The organism is Nocardia sp. NPDC058658, from assembly GCF_042716665.1.
Classification (GTDB): Bacteria; Actinomycetota; Actinomycetes; order Mycobacteriales; family Mycobacteriaceae; genus Nocardia.
On sequence record NZ_JBHXRR010000042.1, the window covers coordinates 1 to 19,659 of the forward strand.

Consider the following 19,659-nt stretch of genomic DNA (forward strand, 5'->3'; position numbering starts at 1 on the left):
GTTGCTAGAGGCTGCGCCTCGACGCAACGGCGGCTAACTCGCGGCCGGGCCGCTACCGCCGCTGCGCGGCGGGACCCTCCTCGAGGTCGGGTCGTGCGGGGCTGGGAGTGCGGGTATGGCGGGTTGGGGTGTGCGGTGTTGCCGGGGTCAGGCGAATTGGCCTGCTTCGCGGCCTGTGCCGGGGGGGCCTGCGAAGGCTTGGGCTATGCCTAGCCAGTGGGTGGCGTCGGGGCCTTCGGTGAGTAGGGCGGTGTCTTCGCGGTGGCGGCGTTGGGTTGCTACCAGGCAGAAGTCCAGGGCGGGGCCGGTGACGCGTTGGGGGGCGGATTCGGGGCCCCAGGTCCAGAGGGTGCCGTCGGGGGCGGTCAGTTCTACACGGAATTCTTCGGGGGGGCCGGATTCGCCGTTGACCAGGTAGGCGTAGTTGCGCGCGCGGACGCTGATGTGGGCGACGGTGCGTAGGCGGGCGGTGGGGGTGCGGGTGACGCCGAGGGCGTCGGCGACGTCCTGGCCGTGGGCCCAGGTTTCCATTATGCGGGCCGAGATCATCGATGCGGCGCTCATCGGCGGGCCGAACCAGGGCAGTTTGGTGCCCACGGGGACGGCGGCGAGTGCGGCGATGAGCTGTTCGCGGCCGGCGCGCCAGCGCACCAGCAGCTCGGCGGGTGGGTTCTTGGCGATTTCCTCGGCACCGTCGTCGACGAGGGTGAATGCCTTCGACGCGGCTTCGGCGAGGAACGCCGCGAAGCCGTCGGCGTCGGTGGCGGCGATCACCGATACCTCGTCGGTCCAGGTCAGGTGGGCGATCTGGGTGGCGATGTCCCAGCGCGGCGCGGGGGTCGGCGTCTTCCACTGTTCGGGGGTCAGCGGTGCGACCAGGTTTTCCAGATCCGCGCATTCGGCGGCGAAGTCGTCGAGCAGCGCTGCGAGGTCAGCCATGGAGTTCCCTTGCCGATCATGGCGCGACCCGGTATCGGTGCGCCGTCGTCACCAAGAGTCGCAGCGACCCGCAAAAAATGCAAGCACGCGTGCTTGTATTTCGAAATACTACCAACCGAAGGTCAGCAGGTGCAGCGCGCCGACACCGATGCCGAGCGCCCCACCGTGCAGGTACAGCAACCACGCGTCTTGTTCGACCGACGCGTAGAACATCTCCATGAACTCACCGGGCGTCAGCGTGCGCAGCTTGCGGGCGGCGAAATCGTCGATCTTCTTCGCCTGTTCCAGCACGAACTCCTCGTCCTCGACCATGGTGCGCGCCGAGATCACCCCGGCACCGGCGCCCGAGACCGCCAGATTGTCGAACTGCCGCCTGCCAAGCGCGGCCCGCACCATGAACGCGGTGGCCCCGAGCTGGTTGTGGATCTCCTCCGACACCACCCGCTCGATGAGCTGACGGGTCTTGTCCCCGTTCGGCCCTTCCAGCAGCTCGTTGGACAGGTTCTCCACGGTCAGCACCTGGTAGGCCAGGATGTGCGCGAGGTCGGTCGCGGCCTGCGGCTGACGTTTGGCCAGCAGCGCCTGGCGCCACAGGTACTTGTAGCGCGGCTGCGGATCGCCCGGTTCGAACACCATCTTGATCGCGATGACGTTCACCGTCACGCCGATCATCGCCGAGGCGAACAGCACGATCACCCAGGCCGGAATCGCGCCCCAGTACGGAATGCTCGAATGAATGTGCAGGTAGAGCGCCAGAATGAGGCCGAAAGGCGCACCGAGCAGACCGATTCGCGCCATGAATTTGAGCTCGGGCGCGGCGATCGTGGTGGTCAGGTCCTTGAGGATGGCCGGGTTCTGCTGCAGGTACCGGATCACGAAGTTCTTCACGTCGAGCAGCTGGTCGATATTGTCGCCGAGGGTCTCGAACGCGCGCCGGCACAGCGCGGGCAACTGCCGGTCCACGCGCTGGTAGATGGCCTGTTTCACCGGCCGCGGCAGCGAACGCCACAGGTCCGGGTTCTCCCGGTTCATGATCTCGTCGACGATCGGCTGCACCTGATCGCGCGCCCGTTCGGCGAGATAGTCGCCGATGCCGTCGAGGTCGAGTTCGTGGATGAAGTCGCGCGGGCTGCCGATCCGCATCAGCGCCTTGTCCACGCAGATGCTGGCCATCTTCTCCGCGCGGGCCGGGATGAAGCCCTGGAAACCGAGCATCCGCCCGTCGCCGGAGAACGTGGGCAGCACCTGCACCCGCCGCGGCAGGTACGGGTACAGCACGTGCAGCATCGGCACCCGGAAGCCCTTGAAATACAGCGGCCAGAACAGCATCAGCACGCCGGTCCAGTTGGTGAGCCACCCGGCCAGCGCGCTGAAAATGGGAAAACTGACCAGCTCGACGACGAATTTCGACTGCCCCGTCAGCTGCTCCCAGTCGATGAACAGTCCGGAGGCCAGTGTGGTCATCGAGGAGCCCCCTAGTGCTGACGCGCGCAAATACGTTAAGTCGTGAGGATAACAGCATGTCCGGACACTGGATCGGGCCAGACACCGCCCTTCTCGGGCGTCTTCGGTTCAGGCCACGAATGCGGCTCGAACGTCGGTTTCCGCGTCAACCGGGACGGTTACACCGACACCGATAAGGTATCGGTCAGCGCCTTCCCGTCGGCGGACTTTGGTAACCCGGCCTCCTGCTCGGGGGTCCGGGGATCGTGAGAAGTCCTGGTGAATCGTCGGCCATACAGCCAGGTTGACCGCCGCGTTGTGATCACGGTCGGCACGAAACCCACACTCACAGGCGAATACTCGATCAGCCAGCGCGAGGGTAGGTTTGATCGTCGCGCAGGCTGAGCACCGCTTACTCGACGGATACCAGCGGTCCGCGACAGCGACCGACCGGGCGATCTCATTGTCGCCGACCCGGATCGCCGCCCAGCCGCCCTTGCTGTGCTTGTTGCGAATTCGGAACGACGGATTGCTTCGGCCCTTCTGCTTGAAACGGGGAAACCCGACCCGTTTACCAGCCCGTTTGCCGGTCCGCGAGGCTGAGAAAGAGGTCAGAGCGCGACCACAGTCGACAGCGGCTTCCTCGAAGACTTGCTGGCACACCTGGGAGCGCCAGGCCAACCCCGTCACTCGCACTTCGGTGACCCCATCCGTGTCGACGGCGAACACACGTCCGGCGTCTTCGGACTTCTTCCAGGTGTTGAAGGCGTTGATCAGGTCGAACCGTGTCCATGGCACGGGGTGGTCGGGGTGGGTCTTGCGATGGTCGAGGGCGGACTTCACGAAATGGAGGCTTTGGTTGAACGCGAACCGGGCAGCCCCAGCGTGCCGGGCGAGCACGTCGGACTGCTCGACGGTGAGGTCGAGGCAGTACCGGAATGCGGTGTGACGGCTCATTGCCAAAGAGTGTGACACGCGCCACCGACACCGAAGTTGCCGACTGCTGTCGTCGAAGCTCCTGTCTTGGGCGCCGATAATGCGGCGGGGGTCTCGCGCGGGATAGCCACGCTGACACACGGCGGCGCTAGGCTGGCAAAGCTGGAGTTTGCGTCACCGAGTTGGTCCCCCGTCGCCTGTGCAAAGGGAGTCGCTGTGAGCAATGTTCCGAAGAATCATTTCGAACGTCCGGTCGCTGTGATCGGTGGTGGCACGCTGGGCAGACGGATCGCCCTGATGTTCGCCACCAGGGGCGGCGAGGTCCGCATCATCGATCCCAACGGTGACGTCGGCAACGCGGCCGTGGCCTTCGTGGAGAATCAGCTGCCAGAGGTGGCCGCCACCGTGACCGACGGCAAGCCGGGAACCGCCGAATACGTGCCCGACCAGGCCATCGGCGTGAAGGGCGCGTGGCTGGTCGTCGAGGCGGTGCCGGAGATTCTCGACCTGAAGAAGAAGGTCTTCGCCCAGCTCGACACCGATACCGACGCCGACGCGATCGTCGCCTCGAACTCGTCGTCGTATGCGAGCCGGTTGTTCACCGAGGGTTTGAAGACCAGCGATCGGATGCTCAACACCCACTTCTACATGCCGCCGCAGTCGACCGTGCTCGACGTGATGTCGGACGGCAACACCTCCAAGGATGTGCTCGACTTCGTCCTGAAGACCTTCCCGGAGTACGGCCTGCACCCGTATCTGGTGCGCAAGGAGTCGACCGGCTTCATCTTCAACCGCATCTGGGCCGCCATCAAGCGCGAATCGCTCGAGGTCGTCTACGAGGGCGTCTCGATTCCGCACGACATCGACGAGATGTTCATGCGCAACTTCGGTACCAAGGCGGGCCCGTTCCGGATGATGGACCAGGTAGGTCTGGATGTGGTGCTCGATATCGAGGAGCACTACGAGAAGGAGAACCCGAACCTGCCGACGGGCCCGGTGAAACTGCTGAAAAAGTACGTCGACGAGGGCAAGCTGGGGGTCAAGACCGGCGAGGGCTTCTACGACGACTACCCGAAGCCGAAGCAGGGCTGACCCGGTGACCGAGATTCTGGCGCTGGATCTCCAAGGTGCGGTGATGCACGCTGTTTCGCTCGACGGCAAGCAGGTGCGCACCGTGGTCGACGGTCTCGACCGGTGCCCCGACGGTGTCGTGGTCGACAAGCTGCGCGGCCACATCTACTGGACCAACATGGGCACCCCCGACGCGCGGCCCGCCCCCGGCGCCGAACCGGGGTTCTTCTCCCGCAACGGTTCCATCGAACGGGTCGACCTCGACGGCGGCAATCGCACCACGATCGTCGCCGTCGGCGCCTTCACCACCGGCAAACAGCTCGCCATCGATACCGAAGGGGGCAGGCTGTATTGGTGCGACCGCGAGGGCATGCAGGTCCTCACCTGCGATCTCAACGGTGACGACCTGCACGCCCTTGTCGTGACCGGCGACGACGCCACCGTGGTGCGCGACTGGTGCGTCGGCATCTGCCTCGACCTCGACCGTCGCCTGCTCTATTGGACGCAGAAAGGCGCGGCCAAGGCAGGCGACGGCCGGATCTTCCGCGCACCGATGGACCTGCCACCCGGCGCCGATCCCGCGGCCCGCACCGATATCGAACTGCTCTGGGAGAATCTGCCCGAGCCGATCGATGTCGAACTGCACGGTGTGGGCGAGTTGGTCTGGACCGATCGCGGCGCAGCTCCGCGCGGAAATGCCCTGTACAAAGCCCAGATCCAACCGGAAGTCGGCACCCCGGAGATCATCTCCACCGGCTACCACGAGGCCATCGGCGTGACCGGTTTCGATTCCCGCTTCTACGTGAGCGATCTCGGCGGCACGATCCGCCAGGTGGATCTCGGCGCGGGCACCGACACCGACCTGGTCCGGATCGGCAGCCCGCTCACCGGCATCGCGCTGGCGGATCTGTAACCGAGGACGGCTTGCACAGCCAGACCGACACACCGGCCGACCGGCATTCGGGCACCGAGCACGATCGGATTCATGACGGCACCGCCTGCGCGTAGATCGTGGCCAGGTCGTGGTGGGTGAGCACCGGGCAGATCTCCACCCGGTCGGGGCCCGGCAGTAGCGCGGGGTCCTCCCCCGGCAGCAGTTCGGTGGCGAGGATCGCCGCGCTCACCGCGTGCAGCGCCGCCTCGGTGTCGGCGATGCCGATCACCATGCCGGAACCGTCGGCGCGGCGCAGTTCGTAGAAGTCGAGCAGGCCGGGCACGGTCGCCACGGCGGGCCCGATCCGGTTGGTACGGGCGAAGTCGACGGCAGCGAGTTCGTCGGCGTTGCGTGGCTGGTCGAACCAGACGAGGTGTGCGTACATGATTTCAGCTCCTGACCTGGGGGAATGTGATAGGTCAATGCTCGCGCCGATCGGTGTCGCGCGGATCAGTGCCGGTACGTAATCGCAGTACTGAACTCGCCCCGCACGCGCGATACTTGTTCGGTGCGGAATCCGGACGTGGGACGGCATGCCGAGATGGCCCGCCTGCGCGCCGCCGTGGTCGCCGCGGCCTCGGGTGCGGGCCGGTTCGTGCTGGTCAGCGGCGCGGCGGGGATCGGCAAATCGTGGCTGGCCGAGCGGGTCGCCACGGTGGCGGCCGAGGCGGGATTGCGGGTGGTGCGCGGCAATGCCCTCGACGACGCCGGGATGCCACCGCTGTGGCCGTGGCGCCGTGCCGCACGTGAGCTACCCGAGCTCGGGCCCGCCCTCGACACCGTCACCGAGCCGGGTGGTGGACCGGCGGCCCAGCGGTTCCGCATGTTCACCGAGGTCGCCGACGTTCTCACCGCGGCCGCCGAACCTTCGGGCCTGCTGCTGGTTCTGGAGGATCTGCACTGGTCCGATCCCACCTCGCTCGCCCTGCTCACCCATGTCGCCACCGAAACCCCGCGCACCAAGGTGCTGATCGTCGGTACCGCCCGCGAGCCGATGGGCGAAACCCTGCTCGCCGACCAGCCCGCCTGGTTGCGACTGCCCCACTTCCAATCCCTGCCCGTCTCAGGACTTTCCGAGCAGGAGGTCCGCTACTGGTTCGAACAGGCCGGTCGCGCACCCGATTTCGCACCCCGCGTGCACGCGCGCACCGACGGCACTCCCCTGCTGGTCCGCCTCGTCATCGAATCCGGCACCGATATCGGCGACGACCCACTCCTGTCGGTCCCCGGCATCCGCCGCCTGATCCTCACCCAGCTCGACCGTTTGACCCCGGATCAGGTCGATACCCTCGGCGCCGCAAGCATTCTCGGCGAGAGGATCGATGCGGACCTGCTGGAACGAGTGTGTGAGTCGACGCGGATTCCGGATTCCGCTCGGCGGCGATCTGCGCCAGAGACGGCCGGATGGAACGGCCCGACATCGACAGTGAAGTCCGACGAAGGGGATCCGAAGTCGGTACGTGACAGCGCCGGTCTTGGGCCGAGCCCCGATGCTGTTCCCGAGCAGGGTGCGGTCGATCCGACGGTGCGTGATCAGGTTTCGAGGGCGATCGATGCGGCGACCGGCGCGGGCATCATTCGTCGATTCGACGATGGCACAACAGGATTCGCCCACGCGTTGATCCGCGATGCGATCTACGCCGATCTGGTGCCGTCGCGTCGCGCCGCTTGGCACCGTGCGGCCGCTGAGGAATTGAGCGCGCGCGGCGGCCCGGATTCCGCTGTCGCGGGTGCGATCGCCACGCACTGGCGGCAGGCGGCAGGCGATGCGGACTCACCGTGCGGTCGCCACTGGTCCCGGCGAGCCGCCCGTTCGGCACGGGCGAGCGCCGCCTATGCGGAGGCAATTCGCTTCGGCCAGTGGGCAATCGATGCCTCGAGCACCGCCTCCGAGGCCGACCGCGCCGAGTTGCTGATCGATCTGGCGCGCGACGAGTTCGCCGCGGGCCGGGTGTCCACCAGCCTCGACCACTGCGTCGAAGCGGGCGCACTGGCCGAGCAGGCCGACCGCGCCGATCTGCTCGCCGAAGCCGGACTCGTGGTCCAAGGCGTCACCACACCGACGGTGATGACCCAGCTGGACATGCTCTGCGGCACGGCATTACGTCTGCTCGACCCGGACAGCCATCCCGACCTGATCGCCCGGATCCTCGCCCAGCGTGCCCTGTCCGCCGCCGATCGCGGTGCCGGTGTGCGAGCCAGGGAACTCTCCGACCAGGCCATGCGCGCCGCGCGAGGATCCACCGACCCCGATGTCATCCTCGACGCGATCCACGCCCGTCATCTGTCGTTGGCCGCCGTCGACTTCCTCGATGAGCGAATGGTGCTCGCGGCCAAGGCAATCGACATCGCGGCCGACGCCGAACAGCCACTCGCCCAACTCTGGGGATACGTGTGGACAGCTGACGCGGCCCTGCAACGCGGCGATCTGCCCGCCTTCGACGACGCCCTCGACCACATCGAACTCCTCGCCGATCGCCGTCGTCTCCCGATCGCCCGCTGGCATCTGCTCCGCCTGCGCGCCACCCGCGCCGCCCTGGTCGGCGACTTCCCCGCCGCCCTCGCCTCCGACACCGCAGCCTACGAACTGGCCGTCGGCATCGGCGACTACTCCCTCGCGGGCCTGCACCACGCCTTCCGCGGCATGTACGCGGTGATCGCCGGCCACATCGACCGCGACGAGCTCGCCACGGCACTGGCTTCGCTCGCCTTCGCCCCGAAGATCACGATCGCCCAGCTGTTCGCCCCGATGATGCACGCTCTGGCAGGTGATCTCGACGAGGCGAGAGCGCTGTTCGAACCGTTTCGTCGACTCCCCGACACCCTCGAGATCGGTCCACGCTGGTCCGGCACCGTGTACTCGGTGGGTGTCGGCGCCGAACTCCTGGCCGACGCCGAAACGGCCGACCGCGTCTACCGCGCGTTCGAGGGCCGCGAACACCATTACGCCGCCGACGGCACCGGCGCCCTCTTCTGCGTCGGCTCGATCGCCCGCATCCGCGCCGACAGCGCCCGCGTCGCAGGCCACCTCGACGCCGCCGTCGACCTCTACCGCCATGGCCTCGCCATGGACACCGCGATCGGTGCCCGCCCCTTCATCGCCCTCGGCCACCTCGGTCTGGCCCGCACCCTCCTGGCCCGTGCGGACCTCCCTGCCGCCCGCGCCACCGCCGAACAGGCCGCTGCCGCCTTCCGCCGCCTCGAGATGCCCCACCGCCTCGCAGCGGCCGACGCCCTCCTCACCGAAATCACCACCGCCACCCGCTGCGCGGACCCGCTCACCCTCCGCGAACGCGAAGTACACGACCTCGTCGCCACCGGCATGACCAACCGCGAGATAGCCACCCGCCTCGTCCTGTCCGAACGCACCGTCGAAACCCACGTTCGCAACATCCTCACCAAACTCGCCCTCCCCAACCGCATGGGAATCTCGGCCCGCCGCCAACACGGATGAACACAGTTACAGTGACCCGCAGGCATGCTCGTGTTCGGAGGAACTAAACCGCTATGCAACCGCTCGGCCCGAATGATCCTCGGCGGATCGGTGATTACCGCTTGCTGGGTGTGCTCGGCGCGGGTGGCATGGGCAAGGTGTACCTCGGGCGCAATCCGGGTGGTCGCACGGTCGCGGTGAAGGTGATCCGGCCCGATCTGATCGATGGTGAGTTCCGCGCGCGGTTCCGTCGGGAGGTCGCGGCCGCGCAAAGCGTCGGGGGAGCTTTCACCGCACCGGTTCTCGACGCCGATGTCGACGCCGAGGCCCCGTGGCTGGCGACCGGTTACGTCGCCGGGATCTCGTTGACCGATGCGGTGAGCCAGTTCGGACCGTTCGCCGAGCCCGCCCTTGTCTCGTTGGGGCACGGGCTGGCCGAAGCGCTTGTCGCGGTGCACGCGGCGGGCATCGTGCACCGCGATCTGAAACCGTCGAACGTGATGCTCGCGATCGACGGCCCCAAGGTGATCGACTTCGGGATCGCCAGGGTGATCGCCGAATCCGCCCTCACCACCACCGGAAAGTTCCTCGGCTCACCGGGTTTCATGTGCCCCGAGCAGGTGAGCGGCGAAACCCTCGGTCCCGCCTGCGATGTCTTCGCCCTCGGTGGCGTCCTCACCTTCGCGGCGGCGGGTCACGGCCCCTTCGGCACGGCCGAGGTCATGCAGATGCTCTGGCGCATCGTCTACGAGCAGCCCCGCCTCGAGGCCCTCCCCGCGTCGCTGCGACCGCTGGTCGAGTCGTGCCTGGCCAAGGACCCCGCCGCGAGACCGACTCCGCAGCAGGTCCTTTCCGAACTCGCCCGCCTCGGTACGCCCCAACGAGCCGGTTGGCTACCGCCACAAGTACTAGGACACATCAGCGCGTCGGCCGTCCGCCTGCTCGACCTGGATTCCGGGCCCGCCGACCCGCCGCATTCCGATACCACCGCGGTTTCCGCACCAGGTCGGTCGTCGACCACATCGGCGCCGAACTTTTCCGCGGCAACCCCGCCGACCGGCACCGCTGTCTCGAGCGGGATGGCAACGCCATCGAATACCTATGGACAATCCGGTGGATTCACCACCGATCCGACGGCGGCGGCCCGGCGAGCGGCCACCTACGTCGGCCCGAACTCCGCGACGTCGAGCAATGAATTCACCCCGGCGGGTTTTGTGGCGGCGCACAACAACGCCGCACCGTTCGCCAAGCACCCCGCCACCGGTTCGCGACGCACCCGCGCCCTCCTGATCGCCGCGTCGCTGGCGGTCGCATCGGCCGTGGCAGGCGGTGCCTACCTGATCGGCACTCAGCTGAACGCTCCAGGTGACACGGGCATCGCCACGAGTTCGACCGCCCCGATCACCACCGAACCCACATCGACCGCGTCCACCGCGACCTCCACCGCACCGGGCTCGGCCACCGTCCCCGCCGAGTTCGTCGGCACCTGGACGGGTCGCGCCGCCGACGGACTCGTCCAATTCGACATCGAACTCACTATCACGGAAGGCGCGGTCGGCCAGGAACTCGCCGTATCGGCCAATACCGGCACCCTCGCCCGCGAGCGATGCGAACGCGCGGAGACCCTCACCGCCGCGACCGCGAACCGGCTGACCTTCCGCGCCAGACTGACCAGCGGCCCCGGCTGCGTCGACGAGGGCAAGCCGTCGACGGCCACCCTGCAACCCGACGGCACCCTCGCCTACGAGACTCCGAGCCTGTTCGGTGGCACCATCGCCGGCACGCTCCGCAAAGGCTGAACCGATGCCCTTCGACACTGGAACAGGTTGCTATCGGGTAGCCGGACAGCGCTCTCGGGAGCGCAAAACCGGTCGTTCGTCCAGGAATGAACACCGCCGCCGAGCCGTGAATGGCAGACTGAGTGATACGAGCTGTCACCGGATATCCCCAGGTGGTACCGGTCTCAGAACTTCTGCCATTGCGATCTGGGTCACTAATATGTCAAACTCTCGCCCACACTGTGAAGCCAGTCGGTCTCACAATGTCTGGAAAGGGAGTCGATTGAGCGGGCGGCAGGCACGGATATTTGCCGGCGCCATGACGGCTGCCCGGATGTCAGTCGAACGTGACCAGCGCCAGTGCGGCCCCGGCGAGCAGGTCGACCAGGTCGTCGACGGGCGGGCGCGACTCGCGCAGCAACCACTCGTGCGCCACGCCCGTGACCGCCCCGGTGATCAGCGCGGTCGTCAACTGGGCGTCCCCACGCAACCGCACGCCCACCTGGTTCAGCGCCCCCTCGATCAACGCCGACCAGGCGTGCCGACGGTTGCGGCGATGACTTTCCATCCGATCGCTCACCCCGACCACCTCGATCAGCGCCACCTGCGCGCGATAGGGGTCGGAGCCGAGCGATTCCAGGTACGCGCCGAAACCGGCCCGCAGCGCCAGCTTCGGATCGGTGGAGCCGAGCGCGATCAGCGCGGTGCCCACCGCGGCCGCGGCGTCGTCCTGGATGCGGTCGTAGGCCGCGACCAGCACGTCTTCGCGGGTTTCGAACTCCTCGTAGAACTGCCGCTTGGACAGGCCCGCGGCGGCGCACACCTCAGCGAGCGAGCACGTGGCGTACCCGCGTTCGGCGAAAATTCGTGTCGCTGCTTCCAGGAATCGCAGTCGTCGTTCGGCTTTGCGCGCGACGACCGTACGACCCCCATACCGCCTGTCCGCTGTAGTCACCTCTCCAAAGTATCTGAAACCCGGGATAACACTGACCTTTCCGGGTCGCTTCATCTATCCAACGAACAAAGGACGGCCGACCAGTGCTGAGCACTCGAGCATCGCGGACCGCATTGTCCGCCCTCGTACTAGCGGCGGGTGCGGCACTCGTGGCACCCACGCCCACGATGGCTGCCCCGCAGTCCGCCGCGACGCAGCCGAGCGTCCCCGCCATCGCCGAGAACGTCCCCTCGGGCACGCTCGCAGCGCTGGCACCGACGATCGTAGGCGCCATTTCCGCCCCCGGCCCCATCGCCGACGGCGGACAGGCCGCGATCCTGGCCCAGGCCCGCGTGCTGCTGGCCACGCCCGGCATCCCCGCGCAGGTCAAGGCCACCCTCGAGAAGGTCATCACCTTCCTCGACGGCAGCGGCGGCGGCGGACCCGAACTGCCGCCCACCGACGGCCCGCGCATCGCGCAGTTCCTCTACCCGACCATCGGCAAGGGCTGCATCGGCCCGACGTCGGATTCTGTCGGCACCGCACTGGCCGTCCCCGGCCCCGCCGAGCTGCCCCCGCCCGGACCTGCCGCGGGCCAGACCGGTTTCGTCTTCACCGCACTCGGCACGAAAAGCCCTACCGCCGTGCAGAATTCGCCGATGACGGTGCAGTGGGTCAATCTCGACAACCGCCGCACCGGCACCCAGCCGCTCACCAACGCGGCGGGCATCAACCCCGACGGCCCGGCCACCCTGTCCGCGATCGCCGACACCGGCACCGGCCGGGTCGCCGCCGTGATCACCGGCTCGCTCACCACGGTCACCGCCGATGGTGACCGGACCTGCTCGTTCGCCCCGACCCTCGGGTTCTTCTCCGTCGGCTGATTCTCGCACCACGCAATTGGAGTTCGATCTATGAAGTTTGTCGTCCCCGGCCTGGTCAGCGGCCTGGCCGGCGCGGTCCTCGGGGTGATTGCCGTTTTCGGCATCACCGCGGGCGCGCAACAGAATTCGATCCCGGCGCCCGAGGAGTCCGGTGATCCGGGCTCGTCGCTGCTCGGCAACGTGCAGTACGGCTCGCGATGAGCAACGTGCGCAGGCTGATCGCCTGCATCCTCGTCGGGCTCGGCGCGCTGCTGCTCGCGGCCGCGGTCATGATCCCCACCTACACGGTCGGCAAGGTCGCCAAGACCCCGCTCGACCTGCGCATCACCACCGTCGCCAAGAGCGTTCCCGGCGAGGAAAGCCTTGTGCTGGACGCGAAGTCGCTCACCTCGACCGAGGGCGCGGCCAAGGTGAACACCAACGTGCCGCTCGTCTCGCAGCGCTTCCTGACGGTCGAGGAGCCCTCGGACTCCAGCGAGATGACCGTCCAGGCAGGCCAGACCCTGCGTCGCGACGACCAGGACCCCAAGGACGGCTTGCTCACCGCCTCGGTCGACCGCGTCACCATCGACCGCGTCACCGGCGCGCCGATCGACGCCTCGCCCAACGGTTCGATCGCCGTCGCCCAGGACCCCAAGTCGGGCGCCGAGATCCCCACCGAGCAGCAGCGCCACGGCCTGCAGTACCGCTTCCCGATCGGCACCGAGAAGAAGACGTACCCGTACTTCGACCTCAACGCCCGCGCGACCCACGACATCAATTTCGTCGAGGAGTCGGAGATCAACGGTGTGCCGGTCTACCACTTCCAGCAGACCATCCCGGTGACGAACATGTGGGACGTCGTCAAGCACCCGTCCTATCAGCTCGCCCTGCCCGCCGCCAAGTGGGGCCTCGAGGGCACCGAGCCGGTCACCATGACCCGCTTCTACACCAACACCCGTGACGTGTGGGTGGAGCCGAGGACCGGCGCCGTCCTCAAGGGTGGCGAGAACATCCACATGTACTACGGCCGCACCGCGGGGCAGGTCGACGTCACTGTGCTGAAGTCGCACCTGGTCTTCGACGAGGAAACCATCGACGCGCAGATGGCCGTCACCCAGGAGAGTCTGGACAAGCTCGACCTGTACGGCAAGACCCTGCCGATCATCCTCGGCATCCTTGCCGCCCTGCTGCTCATCGGCGGCGCGGTGCTCGGATTCATGAGCGCGGGTTCCACCTCGGGCCGCCAGTTCGATCCCCCGACCGAGCGGCTTCGTTCGTCGAACCTGTAAGACAACTTCGGCCTCCCGGTCCTCAACCCGGGTAGCCCTTCCATCACCTCGGCCTCCCCGGTCCTCAACCCGGGGAGGCCGAGGTGTTTTTCGCCGTCAGTGAACGTGGCGCACCCGCAGGAACAAACACACCGGGGTCCATGTTGAGTCAGCAAAGCTCAACTTTGGAAGGGTCGACATGACTTCAGCTCAGAACCTGCCGGTGCTGTTCCTGACCGATCCGATCGTGCTGCCGGGCATGGTCGTGCCCATCGAACTGGACGAATCCGCGCAGGCCGCCATCGACGCCGCGCAGGCGGCCAAAACCGGTTCGGTGCTCGTCGCGCCGCGCCTCGACGAGGGGTACGCCTCCTACGGCGTCGTCGCCACCATCGAACAGGTCGGCCGGATGCGCGGTGGCGCGCCCGCGGCCGTGTTGAAGGCCGAACGCCGCGCCCGCATCGGGCACGGGGTCACCGGTCCCGGCGCCGCCCTGTGGGTGGAGGCCGAACTCGTCGAGGCCGTCGAGCCCGACGACAAGACTCGCGAGCTCGCTGCCGAGTACAAGAAGCTGGTCATCGCGGTGCTACAGCGGCGTGAGGCCTGGCAGATCATCGACATCGTCAACCAGCTCGACGGCGTCGAGTCCATCGCCGACACCGCCGGTTACGCCCCCTACCTGTCCAACGAGCAGAAGCGCGAACTCCTCGAAACCCCCGACGTCGCCGCGCGCCTGACCCGTCAGCTCGAGTGGATCAAAGACCACATCGCCGAGGTCGAGGTCACCGACAAGATCTCCGAAGACGTCCGCGACGGCATGGAGAAGTCGCAGCGCGAATTCCTGCTGCGCCAGCAACTCAACGCCATCCGCAAGGAACTCGGCGAGGACGAACCCGACGGCGCCGACGACTACCGCACCCGTGTGGAGAACGCCGACCTGCCCGAGAACGTGCGCGCCGAGGCGCTGCGCGAGGTCGGCCGGTTGGAGCGCGCCAGCGACCAGAGTCCCGAATCCGGTTGGATCCGCACCTGGCTCGACACCGTGCTCGACCTGCCGTGGACGGTGAAAACCGAAGACAGCACCGATGTTTCGGCCGCTCGCGCGGTGCTCGACGCCGATCACCACGGCCTCGAAGAGGTCAAGGACCGGATGGTCGAGTACTTGGCGGTGCGTTCGCGTCGGGCCGCACGTGGGCTCGAGGTAGTCGGTGGACGAGGGTCGGGCGCGGTGCTCGTGCTGGTCGGTCCGCCCGGTGTCGGCAAGACCTCGCTGGGCGAGTCGGTCGCAAAGGCCTTGGGCCGCAAGTTCGTTCGCGTCGCCCTCGGCGGTGTGCGCGACGAGGCCGAGATCCGTGGCCACCGCCGCACCTATGTGGGCGCGCTGCCCGGCCGGATCGTGCGTGCGGTGAAGGAGGCGGGTTCGATGAATCCCGTTGTCCTGCTGGACGAGATCGACAAGGTCGGCTCCGACTTCCGTGGTGATCCGGCGGCGGCCCTGCTCGAGGTGCTCGACCCCGCGCAGAACCACACCTTCCGCGACCACTACCTCGACCTGGACCTGGACCTGTCCAACGTCCTGTTCATCGCCACCGCCAACGTCATGGACACCATCCCCGGCCCCCTGCTGGACCGCATGGAGCTCATCACCGTCGACGGCTACACCGAAGCCGACAAGGTCGCCATCGCCCGCGACTTCCTCGTCCCCCGCCAACTGGAACGCAATGCCCTTACCTCCGAAGAGGTTTCGATCACCGACGCGGCGTTGCGTGAGATCGCGGCCAACTACACCCGCGAAGCCGGGGTGCGCCAAATGGAGCGCCTCGTCGCAAAAGCCATGCGCAAGGCAGCAACTCGCCTTGTCGTAGGCGACGTCGAACCCGGTCTCGCCAACGACGCCACGCTCGGCAGTGACGCCTCGCTCGGCAATGGCGCTCGGGTCGGCAGCGACGCCTCGCTCGGCAATGCCGCCGCGCTTAGCAACGATGCTGGGGTCGGCAATGGCGCCACGTCCGGCGACGACGCCACGCTTGGCAGTGACGCTGCGCTCGGTAACGCTGTTGTCGGTGGCGCGCTCGACACGAACTCTGCCCTTGTCGACAAGGGTTCGCTCAGCGACGGCGCGGTGCTCGGCTACGACCCGGAACTCGGCTACGACAACGTCATCGACATCGAAGCCGGTCCGCAGCCGACCGGTCAGGTGACGAGCCTGACCGTCGACCTCGACAACCTCACCGACTACCTCGGCCGCCCCCGCTTCACCCCGGACTCGATGGAGCGCACCTCCGTCCCCGGCGTGGCGACGGGCCTCGCGGTAACCGGCGCGGGCGGCGACGTCCTCTACATCGAGGCCAACGGCGCCGAGGGCGAACGCTCCCTCACCCTGACCGGCCAACTGGGCGACGTCATGAAGGAATCCGCCCAGATCGCCCTCACCTACGTCCGCTCCCACCTGGAGGAAATCGGCATCGAGCCCAAGGTCCTCGACCGCAACATCCACATCCACTTCCCCGCGGGCGCGGTCCCCAAGGACGGCCCCTCCGCAGGCGTCACCATGGTCACCGCCCTGGTCTCCCTGGCACTGGGCCGCCCGGTCCGCGGCGACGTAGGCATGACCGGCGAGGTCACCCTCAACGGCAGCGTCCTGCCCATCGGCGGCGTGAAACAAAAGCTCCTCGCCGCCCAACGAGCAGGCCTGAAAACCGTCTTCATCCCGGCCCGCAACGAACCGGACCTCGACGAAGTCCCCGCCGAAGTCCTGTCCGCCCTGGAAGTCCGCCCCGTAGCCGACGTGGCAGACATCCTGGCCTACGCCATCGAACCCATCACCGAACCCGCCGCCGACGGCAAGACCTTCGCCGTCAGCGCCTGACCGAAACCGGCGTAATCGCCCCCTTCGCGTCCCTCCAGTCAGATATCTGACCGAAACGAGCCGAAGTGGGCGATTACGCCGGTCTCATCAGAGCAGCCCGAGCTTCAGCATCAATGCCCGGTCCAGATCCCTCAGCTCCACACCTTCGAGCGACCCTTTGAACTCGCCGAGCCGTTCGGGCGCGATGGTGAAGATCTGGTCCGTGAGAATCCGTGTCTTGGTGCCATCGAATTCGATTTCGGGTCGATAAACCGCCGGACCGGCCCCGGTCGAGGTCATCGCGACGATCACCGTGCTGGATGGAAACCGGTCAGACTGAATGATCACGCAGTACCGATGGCCGCGTTGTTCGTGGCCGCGAGCACCGGGGATCGCCTTGATCTCGTAAATCGCGCCACGAAAGATCACTCCGCGACGCCCATGAACCGCTGGATCGCGAGCATCTCGGCCCGGTCGTCCGGATCGTTTTCCAGCCGCTCGGCATCGGCGGTGGCCTGCTCGAGCAGGAGTTCCTTGTAGGTCCGAAGCAAGGCGTAGCGAACCGCCTCGGATCTGGAGCGGCCCTCGCTGGTGAGAATGTTCAGCGCCTTCTCCATCGCTTCGTCGGTTCGAACGTTCAGTGCTCCCATGTCTCAAGTGTAACGCAATTTGTATTACATTGAATTGGTCGCTGATTACTCCGCGGCGACGATGGACCAGGCCTGGGTGTTGGCAGGCTTGTTCGGGGCGATCGCTTCGAACTCGTCGGTGGCAGGTTCCTCGGTCGGCTCTGCGTCGGGTGTGTCCGTGGCTTCGTCGTCGTCCTCGTCTAGTTCGTCCTCGGCGAGATCTTCAGGCTCGCCGCGTTCGAGGTCTTGTTCCACGCGCCGGGTCGTCCCCTGGGCGACCGCGCAGAGGATGGGTTCCTCGCCTTCGGTTTCGGCGTAGACGTCGCAGTGGGTGACGGCTTGGCGGCGGGTGGCGCCGAGGACGGTGGCGTGCACGCGCAGGCGTTCACCCTGGGCGGGGCGCAGGTAGGTGATGGTGAAGCCGCCGGTGAGGACGTTGGGGCCGAGGACGGTGCCCGCGGCGAAGGTGAGGGCGTTGTCGGCGGCGTAGGCGAGTACCCCGCCGTGTACGAAGCCGAACTGCTGGCCGTGTTCTGGCTGGATATCGATCACGAGAGTGGCTGCCCCGTCACCGAATTCGGTGAGTTCGGTGCCGACCAGACGGGCGAACGGTTGCGCGGCGAGCACTTGGCGCGCCAAGTCGAGGTCGAGGGTGGTGGCTTCGGTCGGCATCGGGTGTTCCGTTCTTCGAGTTGCGTGGCGCTGCATGGTGTCTATTCGGTGCCGTCGGCCCGCAGTGTCGCCCACGCGGCGGCGGCGAGTTCAGCGGCGACATCGGTTGGCGCGGTACGGATATTGCCACCAAGCCATTGCCGCGAGTATTCCTGTGCCGCACCCAGCCACAGCGCGTAGACCAGGTCCAGTTCGAGGTCACGCACCGTGCCGTACCCCGCATGGGTCCGCCACCAGCGCCGGACTGTGGTGAAGAACTCCACATTGCGCTCGCTTTCCCGGACGCCGGGCGGTCGCGCGGTGGTGAGAATCGTTGCGCGATACTGGTTTTCCTGCACCCAGCGCAGATGCGCGTGTACCCCGGCCACGATGCCGGCGTGCGCGTCGGCGCTGTCGGCCACCGCGTCCCAGAAGTGCTGCTGATAGTCGGTGAGCGCGTTCACCCAGACCTGCCGGTAGAGGTCGGCCTTGTCCGGAAAGTGGTGGTAGAGCGCGCCGACGCTGGCTTCGGCGGTGGCGCGAATGTCGTTCAAGGTGGCGTCGAGGACACCGTGTTCGGCGAACTGCCGCTCGGCGGCGAGCAGTAACCGATCTCGGATCTTCATAGACAGAATTTAGTTCTGTTTCGACGGCGACGCAAGAGTCGGGGCGAATTGTCGGTGCCATGGGGTAAACCGGAACTGTGCCCCGGTGGCTCCTGCATGTGGACCTCGACCAGTTCCAGGCGGCGGTGGAATTCCGGCGCCGCCCCGAGCTGCGCGGCCAGCCGGTGATCGTCGGCGGCGAGGGTGATCCCGCCCAGCCTCGCAAGGTCGTGACCTGCGCTTCCTATCCCGCGCGGGCATATGGCGTGCGGGCGGGAATGGCGTTGAAGATGGCACAGCGCAAATGCCCGGATGGTGTGTTCCTACCGGTCGATATGTCCGCCTACGAGGCCGCCTCCGAGGAGATCATGGCGACCCTGGGCCGGGTGGCCGGCGCGGTGGAGGTCTGGGGGATGGACGAAGCCTTCGTCGCCACCGACGCCGACCCGTGGCAGCTCGCCGCCGAAATCCGCACCGCCATCATCGAACTCGGCCTCACCTGCGCGGTCGGCATCGGCGACAACAAACTCACCGCCAAGCTCGCCACCGGTTTCGCCAAGTCCACCGGCAAGACCTCCGCTGAGCCCGAACACGACCCCGGCGCCGCCACCGGCATCTTCGAACTCACCGCCGCTAATTGGTCCGAACTCATGGGCCACCGTCCCACCGACGCCCTCTGGGGTGTCGGCGCCCGGATCGCCAAACGCATGGCTGAACTCGACATCACCACCGTCGCCGACCTGATGGCCGCCGACCGCGCGCGCCTTTCCGCCGAATTCGGCCCGAACACCGGCCCCTACCTGTGGGTCCTCGGCCACGGCAAAGGCGACACCGAACTCTCCACGACCCCGCGAATCCCCGTGGGCCGCAGCAAATCCGAAACCTTCCCCCACGACCTCACCAACCCCGATGAGATCCGCCGCGAACTCGCCCGCATCGCCACCGAGGTCGCCGAGGAAATGCGCGAACACCACCGCATCAGCACCCGCGTCTCGGTCACCGTCCGCACGAAGACCTTCTACACCCGCAGCAAACAGCAAAAACTCCCCGCCCCCACCGACGACATCCCCACCATCGTCGCCACCGCCCTCGCGATCATCGACCGCTTCGACCTCGACCGCCCCATCCGCCTCCTGGGAGTCCGCCTCGAACTCCTCCCGCCCTGACCGGGCGCCGACTGGACATCTGATCACCATGTACTGGTGCAGGATCCTTCTCGGCCGATGCTCGCATGAGCTTGGTTTTTAACCGGGTGGGCGGGCCATTCAGAACCCCACTTGATCACGAAAGAAGCCCTTGATCGATGATTCTTCTTGCGACAGAA

Annotated in this window: 17 protein-coding genes and 1 pseudogene; 9 read left to right on the forward strand and 9 right to left on the reverse strand. The window is 67.2% G+C overall.

What is annotated here, in order from left to right:
- Positions 1 to 147: 147 nt before the first annotated feature.
- The 3 genes from ACFWUP_RS30770 to ACFWUP_RS30780 form a co-directional block, all read right to left on the reverse strand.
- The gene (locus ACFWUP_RS30770) at positions 148 to 939 is read right to left on the reverse strand and encodes a TIGR03084 family metal-binding protein (protein WP_379239495.1); all 792 of its coding nucleotides are present in this window, start codon (positions 937 to 939) and stop codon (positions 148 to 150) included.
- Positions 940 to 1,047: 108 nt separating this feature from the next.
- Positions 1,048 to 2,403, reverse strand: a complete 1,356-nt coding sequence (locus ACFWUP_RS30775; protein ID WP_379239496.1) for a hypothetical protein — start codon at positions 2,401 to 2,403, stop codon at positions 1,048 to 1,050.
- 108 nt (positions 2,404 to 2,511) lie between these two features.
- Positions 2,512 to 3,339, reverse strand: a complete 828-nt coding sequence (locus ACFWUP_RS30780) for a zinc ribbon domain-containing protein (protein ID WP_379239497.1) — start codon at positions 3,337 to 3,339, stop codon at positions 2,512 to 2,514.
- A 195-nt stretch (positions 3,340 to 3,534) separates the two neighbouring features.
- Between ACFWUP_RS30780 and ACFWUP_RS30785 the strand changes: the two genes are divergently transcribed.
- Positions 3,535 to 4,410: a 3-hydroxyacyl-CoA dehydrogenase family protein gene (locus ACFWUP_RS30785; protein WP_379239498.1), complete on the forward strand. Its 876-nt coding sequence runs from the start codon at positions 3,535 to 3,537 to the stop codon at positions 4,408 to 4,410.
- A 4-nt stretch (positions 4,411 to 4,414) separates the two neighbouring features.
- Positions 4,415 to 5,302 carry a hypothetical protein gene (locus ACFWUP_RS30790; RefSeq protein ID WP_379239499.1) on the forward strand — a complete coding sequence of 296 codons (888 nt, stop codon included), beginning with the start codon at positions 4,415 to 4,417 and terminating at the stop codon, positions 5,300 to 5,302.
- Positions 5,303 to 5,372: 70 nt separating this feature from the next.
- Here ACFWUP_RS30790 and ACFWUP_RS30795 read toward each other — a convergent pair whose 3' ends face one another.
- The gene (locus ACFWUP_RS30795) at positions 5,373 to 5,708 is read right to left on the reverse strand and encodes a hypothetical protein (protein ID WP_379239500.1); all 336 of its coding nucleotides are present in this window, start codon (positions 5,706 to 5,708) and stop codon (positions 5,373 to 5,375) included.
- A gap of 123 nt (positions 5,709 to 5,831) precedes the next feature.
- On the opposite strand from ACFWUP_RS30795, the gene ACFWUP_RS30800 reads away from it, so the two are divergent.
- Both ACFWUP_RS30800 and ACFWUP_RS30805 read left to right on the forward strand, forming a co-directional pair.
- On the forward strand, positions 5,832 to 8,777 hold the full coding sequence (locus ACFWUP_RS30800) for an AAA family ATPase (protein ID WP_379239501.1): 2,946 nt from the start codon (positions 5,832 to 5,834) through the stop codon (positions 8,775 to 8,777).
- A gap of 53 nt (positions 8,778 to 8,830) precedes the next feature.
- Complete coding sequence (locus ACFWUP_RS30805) at positions 8,831 to 10,555, forward strand: protein kinase (RefSeq protein ID WP_379239502.1); 1,725 nt, start codon at positions 8,831 to 8,833, stop codon at positions 10,553 to 10,555.
- 316 nt (positions 10,556 to 10,871) lie between these two features.
- Here the strand turns inward: ACFWUP_RS30805 and ACFWUP_RS30810 are convergent, their stop codons facing one another.
- On the reverse strand, positions 10,872 to 11,489 hold the full coding sequence (locus tag ACFWUP_RS30810) for a TetR/AcrR family transcriptional regulator (protein WP_379239503.1): 618 nt from the start codon (positions 11,487 to 11,489) through the stop codon (positions 10,872 to 10,874).
- Positions 11,490 to 11,572: 83 nt separating this feature from the next.
- Between ACFWUP_RS30810 and ACFWUP_RS30815 the strand changes: the two genes are divergently transcribed.
- From ACFWUP_RS30815 to lon, 4 genes are all read left to right on the forward strand, one after another.
- Entirely contained in the window at positions 11,573 to 12,352 is a 780-nt protein-coding gene (locus ACFWUP_RS30815) for a hypothetical protein (protein WP_379239504.1), read from the forward strand.
- A 30-nt stretch (positions 12,353 to 12,382) separates the two neighbouring features.
- Positions 12,383 to 12,553: a DUF2613 domain-containing protein gene (locus ACFWUP_RS30820; protein ID WP_379239505.1), complete on the forward strand. Its 171-nt coding sequence runs from the start codon at positions 12,383 to 12,385 to the stop codon at positions 12,551 to 12,553.
- On the forward strand, positions 12,550 to 13,623 hold the full coding sequence (locus ACFWUP_RS30825; RefSeq protein WP_379239506.1) for a DUF3068 domain-containing protein: 1,074 nt from the start codon (positions 12,550 to 12,552) through the stop codon (positions 13,621 to 13,623). The genes ACFWUP_RS30820 and ACFWUP_RS30825 overlap by 4 nt, the downstream gene beginning before the upstream one ends.
- Before the next feature lie 178 nt (positions 13,624 to 13,801).
- Positions 13,802 to 16,471: an endopeptidase La gene (lon, locus tag ACFWUP_RS30830; RefSeq protein ID WP_379239507.1), complete on the forward strand. Its 2,670-nt coding sequence runs from the start codon at positions 13,802 to 13,804 to the stop codon at positions 16,469 to 16,471.
- Between the two features lie 87 nt (positions 16,472 to 16,558).
- On the opposite strand, the gene ACFWUP_RS30835 is transcribed toward lon, so the two are convergent.
- The 4 genes and pseudogenes from ACFWUP_RS30835 to ACFWUP_RS30850 form a co-directional block, all read right to left on the reverse strand.
- Positions 16,559 to 16,879 (reverse strand): type II toxin-antitoxin system PemK/MazF family toxin, encoded by a 321-nt coding sequence (locus ACFWUP_RS30835; RefSeq protein ID WP_379239508.1) that lies wholly within the window; start codon positions 16,877 to 16,879, stop codon positions 16,559 to 16,561.
- Positions 16,876 to 17,100 carry a hypothetical protein gene (locus ACFWUP_RS30840; protein WP_379239509.1) on the reverse strand — a complete coding sequence of 75 codons (225 nt, stop codon included), beginning with the start codon at positions 17,098 to 17,100 and terminating at the stop codon, positions 16,876 to 16,878. The genes ACFWUP_RS30835 and ACFWUP_RS30840 overlap by 4 nt, the downstream gene beginning before the upstream one ends.
- A 243-nt stretch (positions 17,101 to 17,343) precedes the next feature.
- Positions 17,344 to 17,751 (reverse strand): annotated as a pseudogene (locus ACFWUP_RS30845) (PaaI family thioesterase); the annotation flags it as partial.
- Between the two features lie 41 nt (positions 17,752 to 17,792).
- A complete protein-coding gene (locus ACFWUP_RS30850) occupies positions 17,793 to 18,356 on the reverse strand; it encodes a TetR/AcrR family transcriptional regulator (RefSeq protein WP_379239510.1) in 564 nt (187 codons plus the stop codon).
- A gap of 77 nt (positions 18,357 to 18,433) precedes the next feature.
- On the opposite strand from ACFWUP_RS30850, the gene ACFWUP_RS30855 reads away from it, so the two are divergent.
- Positions 18,434 to 19,501 carry a DNA polymerase IV gene (locus tag ACFWUP_RS30855; RefSeq protein ID WP_379239511.1) on the forward strand — a complete coding sequence of 356 codons (1,068 nt, stop codon included), beginning with the start codon at positions 18,434 to 18,436 and terminating at the stop codon, positions 19,499 to 19,501.
- Positions 19,502 to 19,659: the final 158 nt, after the last annotated feature.